This is a genomic window from Phenylobacterium sp., assembly GCF_030697925.1.
GTDB lineage: Bacteria > Pseudomonadota > Alphaproteobacteria > Caulobacterales > Caulobacteraceae > Phenylobacterium.
In genome coordinates, this window is the sequence record NZ_JAUYOJ010000016.1 from 1 (window position 1) to 18,539 (window position 18,539).

The following is an 18,539-nucleotide window of genomic DNA, read 5'->3' on the forward strand; positions in this document are numbered from 1 at the left end:
GGCGGTACATGCCGATCATGCGGCCACCGCCCTCCATGGGCGCGCCATAGACGATGGAGTTGGGGAACACCAGGTGGCTGGCGCCATAGGGCGCGGACGGCCATTGGGCCTCGTCCACGCCCACGAGGTCGCGGTAGCCGACATTGGTGAAGCAGACGCGGTAGTGAGGCTCGAGGCTGTCGTAGAGGATCACGTTGGAGATGGAGGACGTGCCGAAGGTGGTCGGATGCAGGGCGCCGAAATGGTAGCCCTCACCATAGGTGTCCAGGGCGTATTTCCAGTTGGCGTCGACGTCCACGCGGCTGTGCTTGATCAGGCTGGCGCCGGCCAGGTCCAGGTTCAGGAGCTCTGGGCCCATGTCGCCCAGCCAAGCCTCGACGTCGATCGCCTCGTCGCCGGCGTGAGCCTTGACGAAGACCATCCCGCCCCACTCGGCCACCGGCACGCGGATCAGGTTGCGCGAGGCCCGGTCGATCCCCTCGAACGAGGCCTCTCCGGGCATCCCCACCAGCCGCCCGTCGAGGTCGAAACTCCAGGCGTGGAAGGGACAGACCAGAAGGTTGCGCCGGCTGCAGTCAGCCACCAGCCGCGCGGCGCGGTGGGTGCACATGTTGAGGAAGGCGTTCAGTGTCCCGTCCCGGGCGCGGACGATGACAATGGCCGGCCCGGCGCTGTCGAACAGCATGACGTCGCCGGGCTTGGCCACCTCGCAAGACAATCCGGCCAGCAGCGGGGCCTTGCCGAACAGCTCGCGCCGCTCGGCTTCGAAACGGACGGGATCGGTGTATTCCCGTGGCGAGATGCGCATGGGCGCATTTCCCCAGTCCGTGGTCCCGCCCGCCGCCAAATGGGCGACGGTTCGGCGTTCCAGAGAGCGCATGGCCTGGTCGGCGGTGACCGCGTCGGCTTGGGGGGCGTCGAGGATGTCGGACATGGCCTTACTCCATTTGACGGTGATCGAGGACCGGAGGGATCAATGGCGGAGGGTGAACTGGAGCGCGATCGTACGCGGCGGATTGGGCGTGCCGACCAGGTCGGAGTGTCTGCCGCCCGCCGTGCCCGTCCCGCTGCCCGAGCTCGGCGCATCCCCCATGGAGGTGACCACGTACTCGTCGGTCAGGTTCTTGCCGATCAACGCCAGATCCCATTTTCCATCCTCGTCGGCGATGCGCAGAGAGGCGTCGAAGACAGTATAGGCGTCCTGGCGGCCGTTGGGATTGCCGAACGGCCCGCCCAGATAGTCGCTGCTGTAGCGCAGGTTGGCGGAGGCTCCGAAGACCATGCCGTTGACCGTCGGGCCCTCATAGTCGGCCTGCAGCGCCCCGGTCCATTTCGGCGCGTTGGCGGTGGCCTTGCCGCTGAGGTCCTGGACTGTGCGACCGGCGACGATGGTGCAGCCCTCGGCGATGGTCTGGCCGCCGTAGCAGGGGGCGCCGGCGAAGTCCTCGTAGTTCGACTTGTTGTAGGCCACGGTCCCGCGAAGGGTCAGTCCACGCACGGCCGCCGGCGCCCATTCGCCCTGGAATTCGATGCCCTTGGTCACGACCGACCCGGCGTTCTTGGTGATGTACTGGATCTTGGTGGCGTCGAAATAGTCGATCTGGAAGTCGGTGTATTCGTAGTGGTAGGCGTCGACCGCGAACCGCACCCGGCCGTCGAGCAAGGTCGCCCGCACCCCGCCTTCGAAACCGGAGGGCTTCTCCGGATTGAAGGCCAGGTCGGCGGCGGTGGTGTTGCCGATCGCGCTGTTCAGCGCGCTGATCGAGAAGCCGCCGGACTTGAAGCCCTGCTTGTAGGCCGCAAACGCCATCCAGTTCTCGGAGGGCTTCCAGGTCAGGGTCACCTCGGGCGAGAAGTTGTCGAAGGTCTGGTCGCCCGTGATCGGCGCGTTCTGACGGAACACGCCCCGATAGAGGCTGATCACGTAGGGTTGGTTGAAAATTGAGTCTTTGGTCTCACGCGTGTAGCGCGCGCCGATGGTGGCTTCGAAGGTGTCCGTGATCTCCCAGATCGCCTGGCCAAACCCGGCGAAGGTGGTGCCGTCGGTCTCCGAGAGCTTGCGCAAGGTGATGTAGCGCTGCTGGGCGGGGGCCGTCGGATCCTCCAGGGCGCCAGGGAAGATGATCTGCTGGTCGAAGTTGAGCTTAGTGTTCTGATAGAAGACGCCGGCCATGAAATTGAGCGGCCCGTCCAGTTGGGTCTGGGCGCGGATTTCCTCGGAGAACGCCCGGTATTCGGACCGCTCCGAACCCCAGGTCCCGCCATTGGCCGCGCCGGTGAAGTCGTAGTCCCCGAGGAAGTAGTTCACGAAGTGATGGAAGCCGGTGACGGCGGTCAGGGACAGGTTGTCTGTGGAGTAGTCGGCCGTCGCGGTCAGGGAATAGGAGTCGTAGTCCTGGTAGAGCTGGCCGCCGTGGCGGCCGAGCAGCGAATTGGTGGCCGCGATGTCGGCAGGCACGTCGTTCTGCTGGATCTTCCAGTTCTTGTCGCAGGCCGCTCCGGGCTGCACCTGCGCCGTGCCCAGCGGGCAGGACACCATTTCGTTGTTCCAGGTCGCATTGGTGACCCGGTAGCGGCTCGCCGCCCCCTTGAGCGTCAAGCTGAACTGTTCGTTGGGAATCCACTGGGCGGTGAGCCGCGCCACCAGATCCTCCTCGCCCGGAACGTCCTTCTGGGGCTTGGGGACGACGTGGCTGGTCGCCGCGAAGGTGTTGACGTTCAAAGTGGTGAGCGTGGTCGCGGGCGCGATGTTCTCCACGTAACCGCCCTGCATCCGTGACGCGCGGACCGCCAGGCGCATGCCGAACGTGTCGGTGATCGGACCCGAGACAATGGCCTCGATGGACGGCGTCTTGGAGGTGAATTCATAGCCGATGCGGCCGAGGGCCTCGAACTCAGACCCCGGATTGGCGGAGGTGAAGGACAGCACGCCGGCGGTGGCGTTCTTGCCGAAGAACAGGGCCTGAGGTCCCTTCAGAACCTCCACCTGCTTCATGTCGAAGAAGCCCTCGTTGATGATCCGGCCCTGGCCATAATAGACCCCGTCCACGTTCACCGCGACCGACTGCTCGATGCCGATGCTGGTGAAGGACGAGCCGATGCCGCGCAGGCTGATGGTGGCGCCGCTGCCGCTGCTGCCGCGAGTGACCGAGAGCTGGGGCATGGTCGCGGCGATCTCCTCGATGGAGCGCAGCGCGAAGTGGTCGAGCTGCTCGCCGGAGATGGCGGTCACCGCGACCGGGATGTTCTGGATGTTCTCGTCGCGCTTGCGGGCGGTGACGATGATCTCCTCGAGCGCGGTGGCGGCCGGGGCTTCATCGGCGAGGGCCATGGCGGGACTGGCCGCCAGGACCGCGATGGTCGAGGCCGAAAGCAGCAGCGCCTGGGCGCGGCCGATTGAACCTAGTCGTGAGCGCTGGGCGCCTGTGTTGCGGGTCATTGTGGTGTCCTCCCCCTGAATTTTCTTGTGTTCGTTGGTCGCCGCGGTCGCGCGGCTAGTCGAAGGTTGGTGGGAATGGGCGTCCGAGCTGTTCGCCGATCCGGGCGCCGCCGTATTCGCCGGCCGAGATCAGCTTCAGCCGCGAGATGCGCCAGCCGGCTGGCGTGCGCACGAAGCGGTTCTCGTAGCGCCCCCAGCGGTGGCAGTCGGCGGTGGCCGGAAAGCCCGTGAAGCGCTGCCACGAGTACATGTAGCTGTGGAAAGTGACCTGGTCGGGGGTGTCGAACCGGATCTCGGCGTTGCTGATGTGGTGGCTGCCGCTGACGGTGACCCCCAGGGCGTCGCTCAGCATCTTGCCGAGCTGCGCCTTGCCGCGGAGCGTGTACTCGTCGCTGCCGGGCACGAAATTGGCGACACAGTCGTCGACGAACAACGCCACCATCGACGCTGGATCGAGGTTGTCGGCGTGCCGACAATACTCGTACATCGTCTCAAGTATGTCGACGCGGTCCTTGAGTTCCTGAACCGTCTTTTCCAAAGACACGTCTTTCTCTCCCTGATTTGAGACCCTTCTACGAGGGCTTCAATTCGTTCTTTATCTGATCTTGAGCCACACCGATTTCAGCTCGGTGTAGTGGTCGATCGACGCCGCGCCGAGGCTGCGGCCGTAACCGGACTGCTTGACCCCGCCATAGGGGATGGATGGATTGACCCGCTGATAGGTGTTCACCCAGACCGTGCCGACGCGCAGGGCCTGGCTGGCCCGGTGGGCGCGCGACAGGTCCCGAGTCCAGACGCCGGCGGCCAGGCCGAACTCGGTGTCGTTGGCGATGGCGATCGCCTCCTCCTCGGTGTCGAAGGGGATGACGCTCATCACGGGGCCGAAGATCTCTTCCCGCGCGATGGTCATGCGATTGTCGACGCCGGTGAAGATGGTCGGCTGGTGGAAGTAGCCGGCGTCGCCCTGCCGAGCGCCGCCGAGGGCCACATGGGCGCCTTCGGCCCGGCCCAGGCCCACATAGCGGCTGACGCGGTCGAGCTGCTCCTGCGAGATCAGCGGGCCCATCTGGGTGTCGGGGCGGAAGCCGGAGCCGATCTTGATCGACCGGGACTTCTCGACCATGGCGGCCACGAGCTCGTCGTGGATTCCGCGCTGGATCAAGACGCGGGTCCCGGCGGTGCAGACCTGGCCCGAATGACCCCAGGCGGCGCCGGTGATGGTGGCGGCCGCGGCCTCCAGGTCGGCGTCGTCGAACACGATCTGCGGGCTCTTGCCGCCCAGCTCCATGCTCAGGCGCTTGAGGGTCGGCGCCGCGGCGGCCTGGATTCTGCGGCCGGTGTCGCCAGAGCCCGTGAAGCTGATCGCGTCGACCTGCGGGTGGGCCACCAGGGCCGCCCCGACGATCTCGCCGACCCCATGGACCACATTGACCACGCCCGGCGGAATGCCGGCCTCCAGGCAGAGCTTGGCGACGACGATGGCGGTGAGCGGTGTCTGTTCGGCGGGCTTCAGCACCACGCTGTTGCCGCAGGCCAGCGCCGGGACGATGCCGCAGGGCGCGGCCGAGGGTCCGTTCCAGGGCGAGATGACGGCGCAGACGCCGACCGGTTCGCGCACCTGCTGCACCACCACGTCGTGCGGCGCGGCCGGCATGGAGCCGTGCAGCTTGGTGGGCCAGCCGGCGTAGTAGTCGACCGTGTCGATGCCGAACTGGACGATGAAGGCCGAATAGGCCTGCACCACGCCGCCGTCGAGGACGTCCAGGTCCGACAGGAGGTCGCGACTCTGTCCGAGCAGCACGGAGAGCCGCCGTAGGCGGCGCTCCTTCTCCTGGGCGTCAAGGTTGCGCCAGCGACCGTCCTCGAAGGCCTGGCGCGCCGAGCGCACGGCGCGATCCACATCCTCGGCGCCGCCGGCCGCGCAGCGGGCGAACTCCTGGCCCGTGGCCGGATCGTAGAGGGCCATGGTCTCGCCTGACGCGGAGGCGACGACCTCGCCCTCAATGACGTGGCCGAACTCACCGCCGACCAGGAAGTTGGTCGCCGCCTGGGACAGCGGCCATTCGTCCATGGTCTTCAGGAAGGCTCGGGTCGCTCGCATGATCTGGCTCGAATGCTCTGGCTAGGCGCAGGTCTCCAGCGCGCGGAAGAGGCTTCCGCGCCGGGGACCGGCCTCGGTGGGGTTGGGGGAACGGAGTCGGGCGCCGCGACCAATGGCGTCGCGGGGCGTTCCGGAATCAGTTGGGGATGCAGGCCATCTTCGAACGTTCTCCCTTGTGTGTTTTTGTTATGTTACAGTTGTTATATAACAAGCGTTATACGGAATCGTCAATGCCAATTTCTGTTCATCATCATGCTAGACGACAACAGGTCGTCGACGTCGCCATGCAGCTCATCGCCAAGGCCGGTTTGGATGCGGTGACGGTGCGCGACGTGGCCGAGGCGGCGGGCTGCAGCACCGCCATCGTGTCGCACTATTTCCACAACAAGAAGGAGCTGCTGCACGTCACCTACACGGCCGCCATAGAACGGGCGACCGGCCGGGCGGAGGCCGCCTTGGCCGCCACCGGCGACCTCAAGGCCTTTCTCGCCGAGATCATGCCGCTGGACGAGGACCGGCTCACCGAATGGAGCATCTGGCTGGCCTTCTGGGCCAAGGCGGTCTCGGACCCGGACATCGCCGCGGCGCAACGCAACTGCGTCCTGCGCACCCGCGGAAACATCCTGAGGATTCTCGACGACCTGAACGCCCGGGGTGAACTGGTCGCCGGCGTCGACCGCGCGCACGCGGCGCGGCGGGTGCTGGCCACGATCACCGGCATGGCCGTGCAGGTGATGTTCGATCGGGAGGACTGGCCGACCGACCGCCAGCACGGCCTCATCGACCCGGAACTGCGCGCCCTCTACATCCCCTCGCGGATCCCGGCGTCGATCGCCGAACCGGCTGCGCCCACGCACCGCGAGAACGTGGTGGCGATGGCCGGGGAGCGGTAGGCGTCGCCCTTCGAGGCGGAGCTCCGGGCCTAACCCGTGTTGCGCAGCCCCGCGGCGATACCGTTGATGGTCAGGTGGATGCCGTCGCGCACCGCCTCGGTGTCCTCGCCGCTCCGCCGGCGGCGGATCAGTTCGATCTGCAGGTGGTTCAGCGGATCGATATAGGGCAGGCGCGAGCGGATGACCGCGGCCAGGTCCGGGTTCTTCTCCAGCAGGGCGGACTGCCCGGTGATCGCCAGCACCGCCTCGACCGTGCGGTCCCACTCGGCGCGAATCTCGCCGAACACCCGGTCGGCCAGGGCGCGATCCTCCACCAGGCCGGCGTAGCGGCCGGCGATGGCCATGTCGCCCTTGGCCAGCACCATCTCCATATTGGCCAGGGCCGACGAGAAGAACGGCCAGGTCTCGTGCAGCTCGGCCAGCTTCTCGATCGGCGCGCCCGAGCGAGCCACAGCAGAGCCGAAGCCGTACCAGCCCGGCAGCAGCGCGCGCGACTGCGACCAGGAGAACACCCAGGGAATGGCCCGCAGCCCTTCGATGCTGCGCTTGGCCTGGCGCGAGGTTGGCCGGCTGCCGATGTTCAGGTCGGCGATCTCGCTGATCGGGGTGGCTGCGAAGAAATAGTCCACGAAGCCGGGCGTCTCGTAGACCAGGGCGCGGTAGGCCGACATCGCCTCCCGCGCCAGGCCGTCCATGATCCCGGCGTGCGGCGCGGCCAGTTCCGACTTGGCCGGCTTGCGCAGGGAGGCCAGCACCACGCCGGCCGCCAGGGTCTCCAAGCTCTGCCGCGCCAGCTCGGGGTCGGCGTATTTGTTGGCCACCACCTCGCCCTGCTCGGTGATGCGGATGCGGCCGGCGATGGTGCCCTGGGGCTGGGCCAGCAGGGCGTCGAAGCTGGAGCCACCGCCGCGCCCCACCGCCCCGCCGCGGCCGTGGAACAGCTGCAGGCGCAGGCCGGAGTCGCGCATGACCTCGGCCAGGGCCAGCGAAGCCTGGTGCAACTCCCAGGTCGAAGTCAGGTAACTGCCGTCCTTGTTGGAGTCCGAATAGCCGATCATCACCTCCTGGATGCCCACCGGCCCGACCAACTGGCGGATCAGCGGCAGGGCCAGGTAGCGGCGCATGATGTCGGGCGCGGCGCGCAGGTCGGCGATGGTCTCGAACAGCGGCTCGGCGAACACCTGGGTCCGCGCCGGGTCGCCCGGCGTGAACAGCCCGACCTCCTTGAGCAGCAGATAGACTTCCAGCAGGTCCGAGATCGAGGTGGTGTTGGAAACGATGTGGGCGCGGATCGCGTCGCGGCCATAGAAATGCTTCAGGTCGGCGGCGGCGGTGAGGATGTCGTACTCCCGCCGCGTCTCCTCGCTGTAGTCGGCGAAGGGCGTGTGCAGCAGACGGCCGTGCGATAGTTCCGCCAGCAGGAGGTCGCAGCGCGCCTCCTCGTCCAAGGCCTCATAGTCCGCGCAGACCGCAGCGCCCTTCAGAAGTTCGGCGACAACCCGCGCGTGCACCGCCGAGTTCTGGCGCAGGTCGAGACGGGCCAGGTGGAAGCCGAAGATCTCCACTGCGCGGATGAGGTCCGGCAGCGGCCCGCGGGCGAAGGACGGACCATGGCGGGTCAGCAGGCTGTCCAGCACGGTCTGCAGATCACCGCGCAGGGCGTCGGGACCGTCATAGGGCTGGGCGGGTCCGGCGGCGCGGCGCGCGGGCGGCTCCCCGGTCAACAGCGGATAGGTGGCCGCCAGCCGCGCATAGATGTTGGTCAGCGCCCGCCGATAGGGCTCGTCGGCCCGATGCGGCGAGGGGTCGGGCGAAGCGTCGGCGAGGGCCTGCAGCTCCGGGGTGACGCCGGCCAGGCTGGCGGAGATCGAAAGCTCCGCGCCCAGCTCGTGGATCCGATCCAGGTACATCCGCAGCGCCGCGCGCGACTGGCGCGCCATGGCCTGGCGCATCACCGCCTCGGTCACATTGGGATTGCCGTCGCGGTCGCCGCCGACCCAGGACCCGACCCGCAGGAAGGACGGCAGGCGGTCGGGCTCGCCCAGCACCTCCAGCCAATGGGCGTAGAGCCTGGGCAACTCCGGCAGGAAGCTGCGTTCGAAATAGGAGACGGCGTTCTCGATCTCGTCGCCGACCCCCAGCTTGACGTTCCGCAGCAGCCGGGTGCGCCAAAAGATCGCCACCTGGCGCATCAGGTCTCGCTCGAGCCGCGCGCGGTCGGTGTCGGCATGGGCCTGGTCGTAGGCGTCGAGGTCGTCGGCGATGGCGCCCTGGCGGTCGAGGATGCTCTTGCGCCGCACCTCGCTCGGGTGGGCGGTGATCACCGGCGCCACCAGCGCGCCCTCCAGCAGGGCCATCACCTCGTCGACGCCGACCCCCTGGGCCTTCAGGACCCGCAACGCCCCAGCCAGGGTGTCGGACCGCGTGTCGCCCCCGCGCCCACGGCGGCGCTGGATCTGGTCCTCGGCGATATTGGTGATCTGCAGGAAGCAGGCGAACGAGTGGGCGAAGCGGACGGTGTCCGGCGGGCTCAGACCCCCCAGCCGGTCGGCCATCAGCTTGGCGGCGGCCTCGGTGCCCTCCCGGTGGAAGCCAACCGAGGCTTGGCGGATCTCCTCGATCTGGCTGAACACGGCCTCGCCGTCCTCGGCGCGGATCACGTCGCCCAGGATGCGTCCCAGGAAGCGGACATTGGCGCGCAGCAGGTCGGGTAGGGACTGGGTCATTCTCGCCCGCGATGTTGACTTAAGGGAAGCGACGTAGCTTCCGCGCCCTAAGACCACCGCGCGCTTCCAATGTGAAGCCTCTTCGCCGCGATTGACGCGCCTATCCGGCCATGGCCAGCAACGTCGCCCATTCCTTGGCCGTGACGGGCGACACCGAGAGCCGCGACTGGCGGACGATCTTCATCTCCGCGAGCTCGGGGCGGGCCTTGACCTCCGCCAAGGTGACCGGCCGTTTGAGGCGCGCGACCGGGGCGATCTCCACCGCCACGAACCGCCCCGAGGCGTCGCCGGGATCGGGGAAGGCCTGCTTGGTCACCTTGGCCAGGCCCACCGCCGCCGGACCCGCGCCCGAATGGTAGAACAGCACCTGGTCGCCCACCTTCATGGCCTTCAGGTTCAGCGCCGCGGTGTTGTTGCGCACCCCGTCCCAGACGGTCCCGCCGTCGCGCACCAGGTCGTCGAACGAATAGGTGTCCGGCTCGGACTTCACCAGCCAGTACTGAGCTTCCGACGCCATGCTGTCCCGCCTCTTCGCCGCTGAATGACCGGGCGCAGGATCACCATCCCCAAGGCGCCTTGTCGAGCCTAGGCGGTCTGTTCGGCGCTCACGCCCAGTTCGCGCATCATCGCCTCGCGCATGACGAACTTCTGGACCTTACCGGTCACCGTCATCGGGAACTCGGCGACGAAGCGCACGTGGCGCGGGACCTTCTGATGGGCGATCTGACCCTGGCAGAAGGCGCGCAATTCCGCCTCAGTGAGCGTCTGTCCCGCCGCCAGGATCACCCAGGCGCAGAGCTCCTCGCCGTAGCGGCTGTCGGGCACCCCGAACACCTGGACGTCCTGGATCGCCGGGTGGCGGTAGAGGTACTCCTCGATCTCGCGGGGATAGAGGTTCTCCCCACCGCGGATCACCATGTCCTTGATGCGGCCGACGATGTTGCCGTAGCCCTGGGCGTCCAGGGTGGCGAGGTCGCCGCTGTGCATCCAGCCCTCGGCGTCCTTGACCGCGGCGGTCTGGCCGGGCTCGTCCCAATAGCCCAGCATCACCGAATAGCCCCGGGTGCAGAGTTCGCCCGAGACCCCGCGCGGGACGATGTCCCCGGCCTCGTCGACGATCTTCACCTCAAGGTGCGGATGCACCCGGCCGACGGTGGAGACGCGGCGCTCGATTGGATCGTCGACGCTGCTCTGGAAGCTGACGGGACTGGTCTCCGTCATGCCGTAGCAGATGGTGACCTCGGCCATGTTCATGCGGGCGATGACCTTGCGCATCACCTCCACCGGGCACGGCGAGCCGGCCATGATCCCGGTGCGCAGGGAGCTCAGGTCGAACTCGGAGAAGCGCGGGTGGTCGAGCTCAGCGATGAACATGGTCGGCACCCCGTAGAGCGCCGTGCAGCGCTCGGCCGCCACCGTTTCCAGGGTGGTCAGGGGGTCGAAGCCCTCGCCGGGATAGATCATGGCCGCGCCGTGGGTCACCGCGGCCAGGTCGCCCATCACCATGCCGAAGCAATGGTAAAGCGGCACGGGGATGCAGATGCGGTCGTCCAGGGTCAGCTTCAGGGCCCGGCCGACCAGATAGCCGTTGTTGAGGATATTGTGGTGGCTGAGCGTGACGCCCTTAGGGGCGCCGGTCGTGCCGCTGGTGAACTGGATGTTGATGGCGTCGGAGGGCAAGAGCCCGGCTTCCGCCGCCCGCAACGCGCCGAGCTCTGCGCCCGCCGCCTCGATGTCGGCGAAGGCCACGGCGCCGGGGAGGGTCTTGCCGCCCATCTCGATCAGCAGGCGCAGCTCGGGCAGCCGCGCGGCCCTTAGCGCCCCGGGCTCGCTGCTATCCAGCTCCGGCGCCAGGGCGCGGATCATCGCGCGATAGTCGCTGGTCTTGAACGGCGGTGAGATCACCAGCCCCGCGCAGCCCACCTTGTTCAGGACGAACTCCAGCTCCGAGAGCCGGTAGGCGGGATTGACCGTGACCAGGATCAATCCGGCCTTGGCGGCCGCGAACTGGGTGATCGCCCATTCCGCGCGGTTCAGCGACCAGATGCCCAACCGGTCACCAGGCGCCAACCCACTGGCCAGCAGGCCGGCGGCGAAGGCCTCGCAACGGGCATGGAGCTGCGCCCAGGTCAGCCGCACCCCTTGAGCGGGACAGACCAGCGCCTCGCGATCGCCCCACTGTCGGGCCGCCTCGTCCAGAGCCTGGCCGATGGTGAGGTCGAGCAGCGGCGGCTCGGCGGCGCCGCGAACCAGGCTTTCCACATCGTTTCTCCCACGGCGGTCGAGCCGCCCCGGCTCAAAGATGTCAGCCAACGGGGCGTTGTCCAGCATCCGCTGCGGGCGGCCGGCTCCCTAACGGTTCAGCACCGCCAAGGCCGTATCGGCCAGGGTCCTGGCGCCGCTGTTGTCCGTGCTCGGATCGCTGGTCCCGATGCCGTCCAGGTTCCGCTTGAACACGCCCTGCGAGATCGAGGCCAGGCGGAATAGCGAGAAAGCGAGGTAGAACGGAAAATCCCCGATCCCGTCGCGGCCCGTGCGCCGGCAATAGGCCGCCACGTGCTCTTCCTCGGTCGGAATGCCCGCCGCGGCCAGGTCGATCCCATCCAGGGTCCCCCAACTCTCCGAGCGCGAGTGCCAGAGGATGCAGGTATAGGCCAGGTCCGCCAGGGGATGGCCCAGGGTCGAGAGCTCCCAATCCAGCACCGCGATGATCCGGGGCTCGGTCGGATGGAACATGACGTTCTCCAGCCGGTAGTCGCCGTGGGCGATGGTCACGGGGCCTTCGGCGGGGATGCGCCCCGGCAGCTGTTCGATCAGCGCCTCCATGGCCGGGATGACCTCGGTCTCCGCGCCTCTGTACTGCTTGATGAACCTCCCGATCTGCCGCTCGAAATAGTTCCCCGGCCGGCCGTAGTCGCCTAGGCCCACCGCCACGGGATCGACGGCGTGCAGCCGCGCCAGGACCGCGTTCAGCTCATCATAGATCGCGGTCCGCCCGGCGGGCTCCAGGCCCGGCAGCCGCGCGTCGCGAAAGATCCGGCCCTCCAGGAAGTCCATCACATAGAAACTGGTACCGATGACGGCGTCGTCCTCGCAGAGCGCGCGCATCCGGGGGACCGGGAAGCCCACATCGCCCAGCGCCTTCATCACCCGGTATTCGCGGTCCACCTGGTGGGCGCTGGCCAACAGCAGGCCGGGCGGCTTCTTGCGCAGGACATAGCGCGCCTCGCCGGCGCTCAGCAGGTAGGTGGGGTTCGACGCGCCGCCCTTGAACTGGCTGATGCTCAGCGGACCGCGATAGCCCTCGACATTGACCGCCAGCCAGAGGTCCAGCGCGGCTTCGTCCAGGCGATGGGCGGCTCTCACCTCCCCCAGGTTCGGCGTCCCCGGATCCGCGCTCATCCCGTTCTCCGATGTGGTTTCGGGCGACCTTACGCCCCTTCCCCGGCGGCGGGCCAAGGGGGCTTCGCTGACGCCGCGAAAAGGGGTCATCCTGGGCTGTGCTGGGAGGACCCTCATGGCCCTGATCGAGACCGCCGACTTCGTCCACGTGCTCTACGGCGTGGACGACCACATCGCCCGCATCACCCTGAACCGGCCTGAACGGCGCAACGCGCTGAACCCGCGCGCCTATGCCGAGATCGAGGCCGCCTTCCGCCACGCCAGCGCCGACCCGGAGGTCCGCTGCGTCCTGGTCACTGGCGCCGATCCGGCCTTCTGCTCCGGCGAGGACGTCAAGGAGATGATGACCGGCGAGGCGCCCTCCGGCCCGCCCCGACCACCGCGGGTGAAGTTCGAACCCACTCCGGCCGCCATGGCCGTGATCGACTGCGAGAAGCCGGTGATCGCCGCGGTCAACGGCGCGGCCGTCGGCTGGGGCATGGAGCTCGCCCTATATGCCGACATCCGCATCGCCTCGGAGAAGGCGGTGTTCGCCGAGCTGTTCATCAAGCGCGGCCTGATCTGCGACGTCGGCGGTCTCTGGCTGCTGCCGGCCATCGTCGGCCCCGCCAAGGCCGCCGAGCTGCTGTTCACCGGCGACCCCATCGACGCCCGGGAGGCTGAGCGCATCGGCCTGGTCACCGACACCACACCACACGACGACCTGCTGCCTCGCGCCGAGGCCATGGCCGCTCGCATCGCCGCCAACCCGCCGCTGGCCCTGCGCTATATGAAACAGGGCCTGCGCCGCACCACGCACGGCGACCCGCGCGAGATCGGCGGCTGGGCCATCGAGATCATCTATCGCCTGTTCGCCACCGAGGATCACCGCGAGGGGGTGAAGAGCTTCCTGGAGAAGCGCCCGCCGGTCTTCACCGGCCGCTAGGCCTCTGGACTCGACTCCCCGGGGATGGTGTCACGGCGGGGTCTGAGTTTGGGAGAGCGCGCCTTGCGGACCTTCGGCCTGATCCTGTTGCTGGTCCTGACGAGCGCGGGCCAAGCCCAAGCCGCCGACGACCTCGCCGCCTGGAAGCACCAGGCGGCCAAGGTCACCATCGTCCGCGACGACTGGGGCATCGCCCACATCACCGGCAAGACCGACGCCGACGCCGTGTTCGGCCTCGTCTACGCCCAGGCCGAGGACGACTTCAACCGGGTCGAGACCAACTACATCAACGCCATGGGTCGCTTGGCCGAGGCCGAGGGCGAGTCGGCCATCTGGCAGGACCTGCGGATGAAGCTGTTCATCGATCCCGCCGAGTTGAAGGCGCAATACGCCAGGAGCCCCGCCTGGCTGCGCAAGCTGATGGACGCCTGGGCCGGCGGGCTGAACTACTACCTCGCCACCCATCCGAACGTGACGCCGCGGGTCATCAAGCGCTTCGAGCCCTGGATGGCGCTCAGCTTCTCCGAGGGCAGCATCGGCGGCGACATCGAGCGGGTGTCGCTCAGCCAGCTCGAGGACTTCTACGGAAAGAAGACCATGGCCCTGGCCGCCGATGAGCCAGGGGCCATGTTCAAGGAGCCGACCGGCTCCAACGGCTTCGCCATCGCGCCTAGCAACACCAAGGACGGTAAGGCGCTGCTGCTGATCAACCCGCACACCTCGTTCTTCTTCCGCTCCGAGGTGCAGGTGACCAGCGGCCAGGGGCTGAACGCCTATGGCGCCGTCACCTGGGGCCAGTTCTTCGTCTATCAGGGCTTCAACGAACACGCCGGCTGGATGCACACCTCCAGCGGCGTCGACGTGGTCGACGAGTTCGCCGAGACCATCGTGGGCTCAGGCGACAAGCTCAGCTACCGCTATGGCGCCGAGATCCGGCCGGTGACGGTCAAGACCATCGCCGTGTCCTACAAGGCCGCCGATGGGACCATGGCCACCCGCACCTTCACCACCTATGCCACCCATCACGGCCCCATCGTCCGCGAGGCCGAGGGCAAGTGGATCGCCACGGCCCTGATGAACACGCCGGTCGCGGCCCTGCAGCAGTCGTTCCTGCGCACCAAGACCACGGACCATGCCAGCTTCCTCAAGGTGGCCGAGCTGCGGGGCAACTCCTCCAACAACACCATCTTCGCCGACGCCAAGGGCCAGATCGCCTATCTGCACCCGCAGTTCATCCCCCGGCGCGACGACCGGTTCGACTACACCAGGCCGGTGGACGGCTCCGACCCCGCGACCGACTGGAAGGCCCTGCACGCGCTCTCCGAGGCGCCGGCCCTGCTCAACCCCAAGACCGGCTGGCTGTTCAACACCAATGACTGGCCCTGGTCGGCGGCGGGTCCTGACAGCCCCCGACGCGGCGACTATCCGCGCTACATGGATTCCAACGGCCCGAACCCGCGCGGCGCCCACGCGGCCCTGGTGCTGACAGCGCGCAAGGACTTCACCCTGCCCACCCTGATCGAAGCCGCCTACGACCCCTACCTCCCGGCCTTCGCCCGCCTGATCCCGGCCCTGGTGGACGCCTATGACGCCACGCCCTCGGCCGACCCGTTGAAGGTGAAGCTCGCCGAGCAGGTCGCCGCCCTGCGCGCCTGGGACTATCGCTGGTCGGCGGCGTCGACGGAGACGTCCCTGGCGGTGTTCTGGGGCGAGGCGCTTTGGGCCGAGGCCGGTCCGGCCGCCAAGGCCGCGGGGATCAACGTCTATGACTACATGGCCACCCGCACGACCCCGGAGCAGAGGCTCGCGGCCCTGGCCAAGGCCGCCGACCGGCTGACCCAGGACTTTGGTTCGTGGAAGACCCCCTGGGGCGAGATCAACCGCTTCCAGCGCCTGACTGGCGACATCGTCCAGCCCTTCGACGACGCGGCCCCCAGCATCCCGGCGCCCTTCACCTCGGCCCAGTGGGGCTCGCTGGCCTCGTTCGGCGCCAAGCGCTACCCGAACACCAAGCGCTATTACGGAACCGGCGGGAACAGCTTCGTCGCCGCTGTGGAGTTCGGCCCCAAGGTCAGAGCCTTCGCCATCACCGCCGGCGGCGAGAGCGGCGATCCCAAGTCCAAGCACTTCAACGACCAAGCCCTGCGCTACAGCCAGGGCGCGCTACGGGAGGTCTACTTCTATCCGGAGCAGCTCACGGGGAAGACGGAGCGGACGTATCGGCCGGGAGAGTGAGGGGCTAATCCGCCCGCTCGACCCGGTTCTCCCTGCCGATAAGCCATATACGGGACCACCGGACATGGGTTTTTGGCCCGCCGGTTCTCGGAACGAGATCCGACTCGATTACGCGAGCCTTGGCGATTCGGATCGGTACGCTGCATGCGATTTGGTACGCCAGCGCATAGGCGCCTTGGTGCGGTGTGAACAAAGCAAGAATATCAACCGAGCGCCGCCTCCACCCCCTCAAGCAACTGCTCCACATCCGCCTCCGTCACATGCAGGTGCGGCGCGAACCTCACCGAGCTCCCACGCTGGCTGACGAACACGTTCTTCGCCCGCAGCGCGCCCACGAGGTCGCCTGAGAACCCCTCCGGCATCCGCGCTCCGAACAGGTGCGGGCAGCGCTGGGCCGCCGGCGGCAGGGGGAAGCCCAGGGCCTCCAGGCGCTCGGCGATCTGGGCGTTGACCGCGCCCAGGGCCTCGGCGATGGCGGGCACGCCCCAGGCCTGGAGCTGTTCCAGGGCAGCCAGCGCGCCGGGAAGGACGGTGGTGGCGCAGGTCTCGCCCACGTCGAAGCGCCGCGCGCCGGGGCGGTAGGCGTCGCTGTAGCGGACCAGGTTGGCGAAATCCCTGGCGTTGTCGCGGACCAGCCAGGTCTCCTCCAGCGGACGCGCCTCGCGCCAGGCCGGGGCCACGTACATCAGGCCGAAACCGTAGGGGGTAAGCAGCCACTTGTAGCCGGCGGCCACCAGGAAATCGGGCGCGACGGCCTCGAGGTCCAACGGCAAGGCGCCGAGGCTCTGGGTGGCGTCCAGCACCAGGGCGGCGCCGACGTCGCGGCAGGCGGCGCCGATGGCCGCGAGATCCAGCCGCGCGCCGTTGGTCCAGTGGCAGTTGGCGAGCGCCGCGACCTTCACCTTCGGCCCGAGGTGGGCCAGAACCGCGGCGGTCCAGTCGCCGTCGGCCGGGGTGGGGACAGTGACCACCTCCGCCCCGCGCTCCTTCGCCGTGCGCCGCCAGGGCAGGACGTTGGAGGGGAACTCCTCGTCCAGCAGCAGGATTTGATCGCCGGGCCGCAAGGTCGGTTCGATGGCGCGGGCCGCGGCGCTGATCCCATAGCTGGCCGCCGGGATCACCGCCCAGCCATCGGCCCCGCCGCCGAACAGGTCCGCGGCCAGGTCCCGCGCCCGTTCGGCGTCGGCGAAGAAGTCGTCCGCAGTCCGCTCCCAGGGCCGGCTCTTGGCGCCCGCGGCCGTGACCAGGGCGTCCCGCGAGGCGTTCAGCAGCGGGGCGTTATAGGCCGTGTTGAAATAGGCGATCCCGGCGGGGATCTCGAACAGGTGACGTTGCGAGGTCAGCATGTCGCCTCCTAGCTGGGGGCTGCTGGATCGGCCAGCCCGACTTGATATAGCAGCCCTATGATGCTGCATTGCAGCAACGCCACCGGCCGCATCGCAGCAGAGAAGACAATCCATGAGCCTCAAGGACAAGGTCGCCGTCGTCACCGGCGCCGCCAGCGGCATCGGCAAGGACATCGCCAAGGCCTTCCTCGCCGAGGGGGCCAAGGTGGTCATCGCCGATCTCAATATCGACGCCGCCAACGCCACCGCCAGGGCGTTCGACGCGACCGGCGAACGCGCCTTCGGCGTGGCCATGGATGTGACCGACGAGGCCCAGGTCGATGCCGGGATTGAGGCCGCGGCGGCCCGCTTCGGCGGGATCGACGTCCTGGTGTCCAACGCCGGCATCCAGATCGTGGGGCCGCTGGAAACCTTCGCGTTCAGCGACTGGAAGAAGCTGCTGGCCATCCACCTGGACGGCGCTTTCCTCACCACCCGCGCCTGCCTCAAGCACATGTACGCCCAGGGCCGCGGCGGCACGGTGATCTATATGGGCTCGGTCCACTCCAAGGAGGCCTCGGTGCTGAAGGCGCCCTATGTCACCGCCAAGCACGGACTGGAAGGCCTGACCAAGGTGGTGGCCAAGGAGGGCGCCTCCCATGGCGTCCGCGCCAATCTCATCTGCCCGGGCTTCGTGCGCACGCCCCTGGTCGAGAAGCAGATCCCCGAGCAGGCTCAGGCGCTCGGCCTCAGCGAGGCCGATGTGATCAAGAAGGTGATGCTCAAGGATACCGTGGACGGCGAGTTCACCACGGTGGACGATGTGGCGCGCACCGCGGTGTTCCTGGCCGGCTTCCCGACCAACGCCCTGACCGGTCAGTCGATCGTGGTCAGCCACGGCTGGTACATGCAGTAGGTCAGACCACGCGGCGCGCCCGCAGCTGGCGGCCGTCGCGGGCCAGGGTCTCGATCTGGCGGTCCAGCGCCTCCAGCTCGGCGCTCACCTGGCTGCGGCGGTTGCGTAGCCGGCGCAGCACATAGTCGAGATTGTTCTCGGGCGGCGCGCCGCTGTCCTGCAACTCCAGCCCCTCGCGGATCTCCGGGATGCTGAGGCCGCAGCGGCGCAAATCGACGATCTGGGCCAGTCGGGCCTGGGCGTCGGCGTCGTAGATGCGGCGGTTCTGGCGGTCGCGCGCGGCGGTGATCAACCCCTCCTCCTCGTAGAAGCGGATGGCACGGGGCGAGACCCCGTAGCGGCGGGTGAGGGCCGAGATTTGCACGCGGCTCTGGATCGACAGGTGCATCAGGCAAACTCCACAAGGATTTCATCTGCAGCGACGGAGTCACCGGCGGCGGCTCCGACAGTCTTGACGGTTCCGTCGCGCTCGGCGCGGATGATGTTCTGCATCTTCATGGCCTCGACGATGGCGACCTGCTCGCCGGTCTTGACCTCCTGGCCGATGGCGACGTCGAGCGAGACCACGAGCCCGGGC

Annotated in this window: 15 protein-coding genes; 4 read left to right on the plus strand and 11 right to left on the minus strand. The window is 68.2% G+C overall.

Annotated elements, in window-relative coordinates; translation table 11 throughout:
• The 4 genes from Q8Q88_RS02050 to Q8Q88_RS02065 form a co-directional block, all read right to left on the minus strand.
• Positions 1 to 934: Rieske 2Fe-2S domain-containing protein (locus tag Q8Q88_RS02050; RefSeq protein ID WP_305673533.1), on the minus strand; the 934-nt coding region annotated here is incomplete at its 3' end.
• Between the two features lie 39 nt (positions 935 to 973).
• Positions 974 to 3,439: a TonB-dependent receptor gene (locus Q8Q88_RS02055; protein WP_305673534.1), complete on the minus strand. Its 2,466-nt coding sequence runs from the start codon at positions 3,437 to 3,439 to the stop codon at positions 974 to 976.
• A 55-nt stretch (positions 3,440 to 3,494) separates the two neighbouring features.
• Positions 3,495 to 3,983 (minus strand): nuclear transport factor 2 family protein, encoded by a 489-nt coding sequence (locus Q8Q88_RS02060; RefSeq protein ID WP_305673535.1) that lies wholly within the window; start codon positions 3,981 to 3,983, stop codon positions 3,495 to 3,497.
• Positions 3,984 to 4,034: 51 nt separating this feature from the next.
• The gene (locus tag Q8Q88_RS02065) at positions 4,035 to 5,540 is read right to left on the minus strand and encodes an aldehyde dehydrogenase (protein WP_305673536.1); all 1,506 of its coding nucleotides are present in this window, start codon (positions 5,538 to 5,540) and stop codon (positions 4,035 to 4,037) included.
• Positions 5,541 to 5,824: 284 nt separating this feature from the next.
• On the opposite strand from Q8Q88_RS02065, the gene Q8Q88_RS02070 reads away from it, so the two are divergent.
• The gene (locus Q8Q88_RS02070) at positions 5,825 to 6,433 is read left to right on the plus strand and encodes a TetR/AcrR family transcriptional regulator (RefSeq protein WP_305673537.1); all 609 of its coding nucleotides are present in this window, start codon (positions 5,825 to 5,827) and stop codon (positions 6,431 to 6,433) included.
• Positions 6,434 to 6,462: 29 nt separating this feature from the next.
• Here the strand turns inward: Q8Q88_RS02070 and ppc are convergent, their stop codons facing one another.
• The 4 genes from ppc to Q8Q88_RS02090 form a co-directional block, all read right to left on the minus strand.
• Positions 6,463 to 9,159, minus strand: a complete 2,697-nt coding sequence (ppc, locus tag Q8Q88_RS02075) for a phosphoenolpyruvate carboxylase (RefSeq protein WP_305673538.1) — start codon at positions 9,157 to 9,159, stop codon at positions 6,463 to 6,465.
• A 100-nt stretch (positions 9,160 to 9,259) separates the two neighbouring features.
• Complete coding sequence (locus Q8Q88_RS02080; RefSeq protein ID WP_305673539.1) at positions 9,260 to 9,676, minus strand: EVE domain-containing protein; 417 nt, start codon at positions 9,674 to 9,676, stop codon at positions 9,260 to 9,262.
• 68 nt (positions 9,677 to 9,744) lie between these two features.
• Positions 9,745 to 11,421, minus strand: coding sequence for an AMP-binding protein (locus tag Q8Q88_RS02085; protein WP_305673540.1), 1,677 nt, complete (start codon positions 11,419 to 11,421; stop codon positions 9,745 to 9,747).
• Positions 11,422 to 11,511: 90 nt separating this feature from the next.
• Positions 11,512 to 12,561 (minus strand): phosphotransferase, encoded by a 1,050-nt coding sequence (locus Q8Q88_RS02090; protein WP_305673541.1) that lies wholly within the window; start codon positions 12,559 to 12,561, stop codon positions 11,512 to 11,514.
• Positions 12,562 to 12,676: 115 nt separating this feature from the next.
• On the opposite strand from Q8Q88_RS02090, the gene Q8Q88_RS02095 reads away from it, so the two are divergent.
• Together Q8Q88_RS02095 and Q8Q88_RS02100 are read left to right on the plus strand one after the other, a co-directional pair.
• Complete coding sequence (locus tag Q8Q88_RS02095) at positions 12,677 to 13,486, plus strand: enoyl-CoA hydratase/isomerase family protein (RefSeq protein ID WP_305673542.1); 810 nt, start codon at positions 12,677 to 12,679, stop codon at positions 13,484 to 13,486.
• A 63-nt stretch (positions 13,487 to 13,549) separates the two neighbouring features.
• Positions 13,550 to 15,721, plus strand: a complete 2,172-nt coding sequence (locus Q8Q88_RS02100) for an acylase (RefSeq protein WP_305673543.1) — start codon at positions 13,550 to 13,552, stop codon at positions 15,719 to 15,721.
• Positions 15,722 to 15,924: 203 nt separating this feature from the next.
• Here Q8Q88_RS02100 and Q8Q88_RS02105 read toward each other — a convergent pair whose 3' ends face one another.
• Positions 15,925 to 17,067 (minus strand): aminotransferase class V-fold PLP-dependent enzyme, encoded by a 1,143-nt coding sequence (locus Q8Q88_RS02105; RefSeq protein ID WP_305673544.1) that lies wholly within the window; start codon positions 17,065 to 17,067, stop codon positions 15,925 to 15,927.
• A gap of 112 nt (positions 17,068 to 17,179) precedes the next feature.
• On the opposite strand from Q8Q88_RS02105, the gene Q8Q88_RS02110 reads away from it, so the two are divergent.
• A complete protein-coding gene (locus tag Q8Q88_RS02110) occupies positions 17,180 to 17,962 on the plus strand; it encodes a 3-hydroxybutyrate dehydrogenase (RefSeq protein ID WP_305673545.1) in 783 nt (260 codons plus the stop codon).
• 1 nt (position 17,963) lies between these two features.
• Here the strand turns inward: Q8Q88_RS02110 and Q8Q88_RS02115 are convergent, their stop codons facing one another.
• Positions 17,964 to 18,350 (minus strand): MerR family transcriptional regulator, encoded by a 387-nt coding sequence (locus Q8Q88_RS02115; protein ID WP_305673546.1) that lies wholly within the window; start codon positions 18,348 to 18,350, stop codon positions 17,964 to 17,966.
• A partial coding sequence (locus Q8Q88_RS02120; RefSeq protein ID WP_305673547.1) for a biotin/lipoyl-containing protein occupies positions 18,350 to 18,539 on the minus strand: 190 nt, incomplete at its 5' end. The genes Q8Q88_RS02120 and Q8Q88_RS02115, both read right to left, overlap by 1 nt.

Bases quoted from the DNA above. Each gene is read 5' to 3' on its own strand.
- Q8Q88_RS02055 (WP_305673534.1), bottom strand. From the start codon at position 3,439: ATGACCCGCAACACAGGCGCCCAGCGCTCACGACTAGGTTCAATCGGC.
- Q8Q88_RS02065 (WP_305673536.1), bottom strand. From the start codon at position 5,540: ATGCGAGCGACCCGAGCCTTCCTGAAGACCATGGACGAATGGCCGCTG.
- Q8Q88_RS02070 (WP_305673537.1), top strand. From the start codon at position 5,825: ATGCAGCTCATCGCCAAGGCCGGTTTGGATGCGGTGACGGTGCGCGAC.
- ppc (WP_305673538.1), bottom strand. From the start codon at position 9,159: ATGACCCAGTCCCTACCCGACCTGCTGCGCGCCAATGTCCGCTTCCTG.
- Q8Q88_RS02080 (WP_305673539.1), bottom strand. From the start codon at position 9,676: ATGGCGTCGGAAGCTCAGTACTGGCTGGTGAAGTCCGAGCCGGACACC.
- Q8Q88_RS02090 (WP_305673541.1), bottom strand. From the start codon at position 12,561: ATGAGCGCGGATCCGGGGACGCCGAACCTGGGGGAGGTGAGAGCCGCC.
- Q8Q88_RS02095 (WP_305673542.1), top strand. From the start codon at position 12,677: ATGGCCCTGATCGAGACCGCCGACTTCGTCCACGTGCTCTACGGCGTG.
- Q8Q88_RS02105 (WP_305673544.1), bottom strand. From the start codon at position 17,067: ATGCTGACCTCGCAACGTCACCTGTTCGAGATCCCCGCCGGGATCGCC.
- Q8Q88_RS02110 (WP_305673545.1), top strand. From the start codon at position 17,180: ATGAGCCTCAAGGACAAGGTCGCCGTCGTCACCGGCGCCGCCAGCGGC.
- Q8Q88_RS02115 (WP_305673546.1), bottom strand. From the start codon at position 18,350: ATGCACCTGTCGATCCAGAGCCGCGTGCAAATCTCGGCCCTCACCCGC.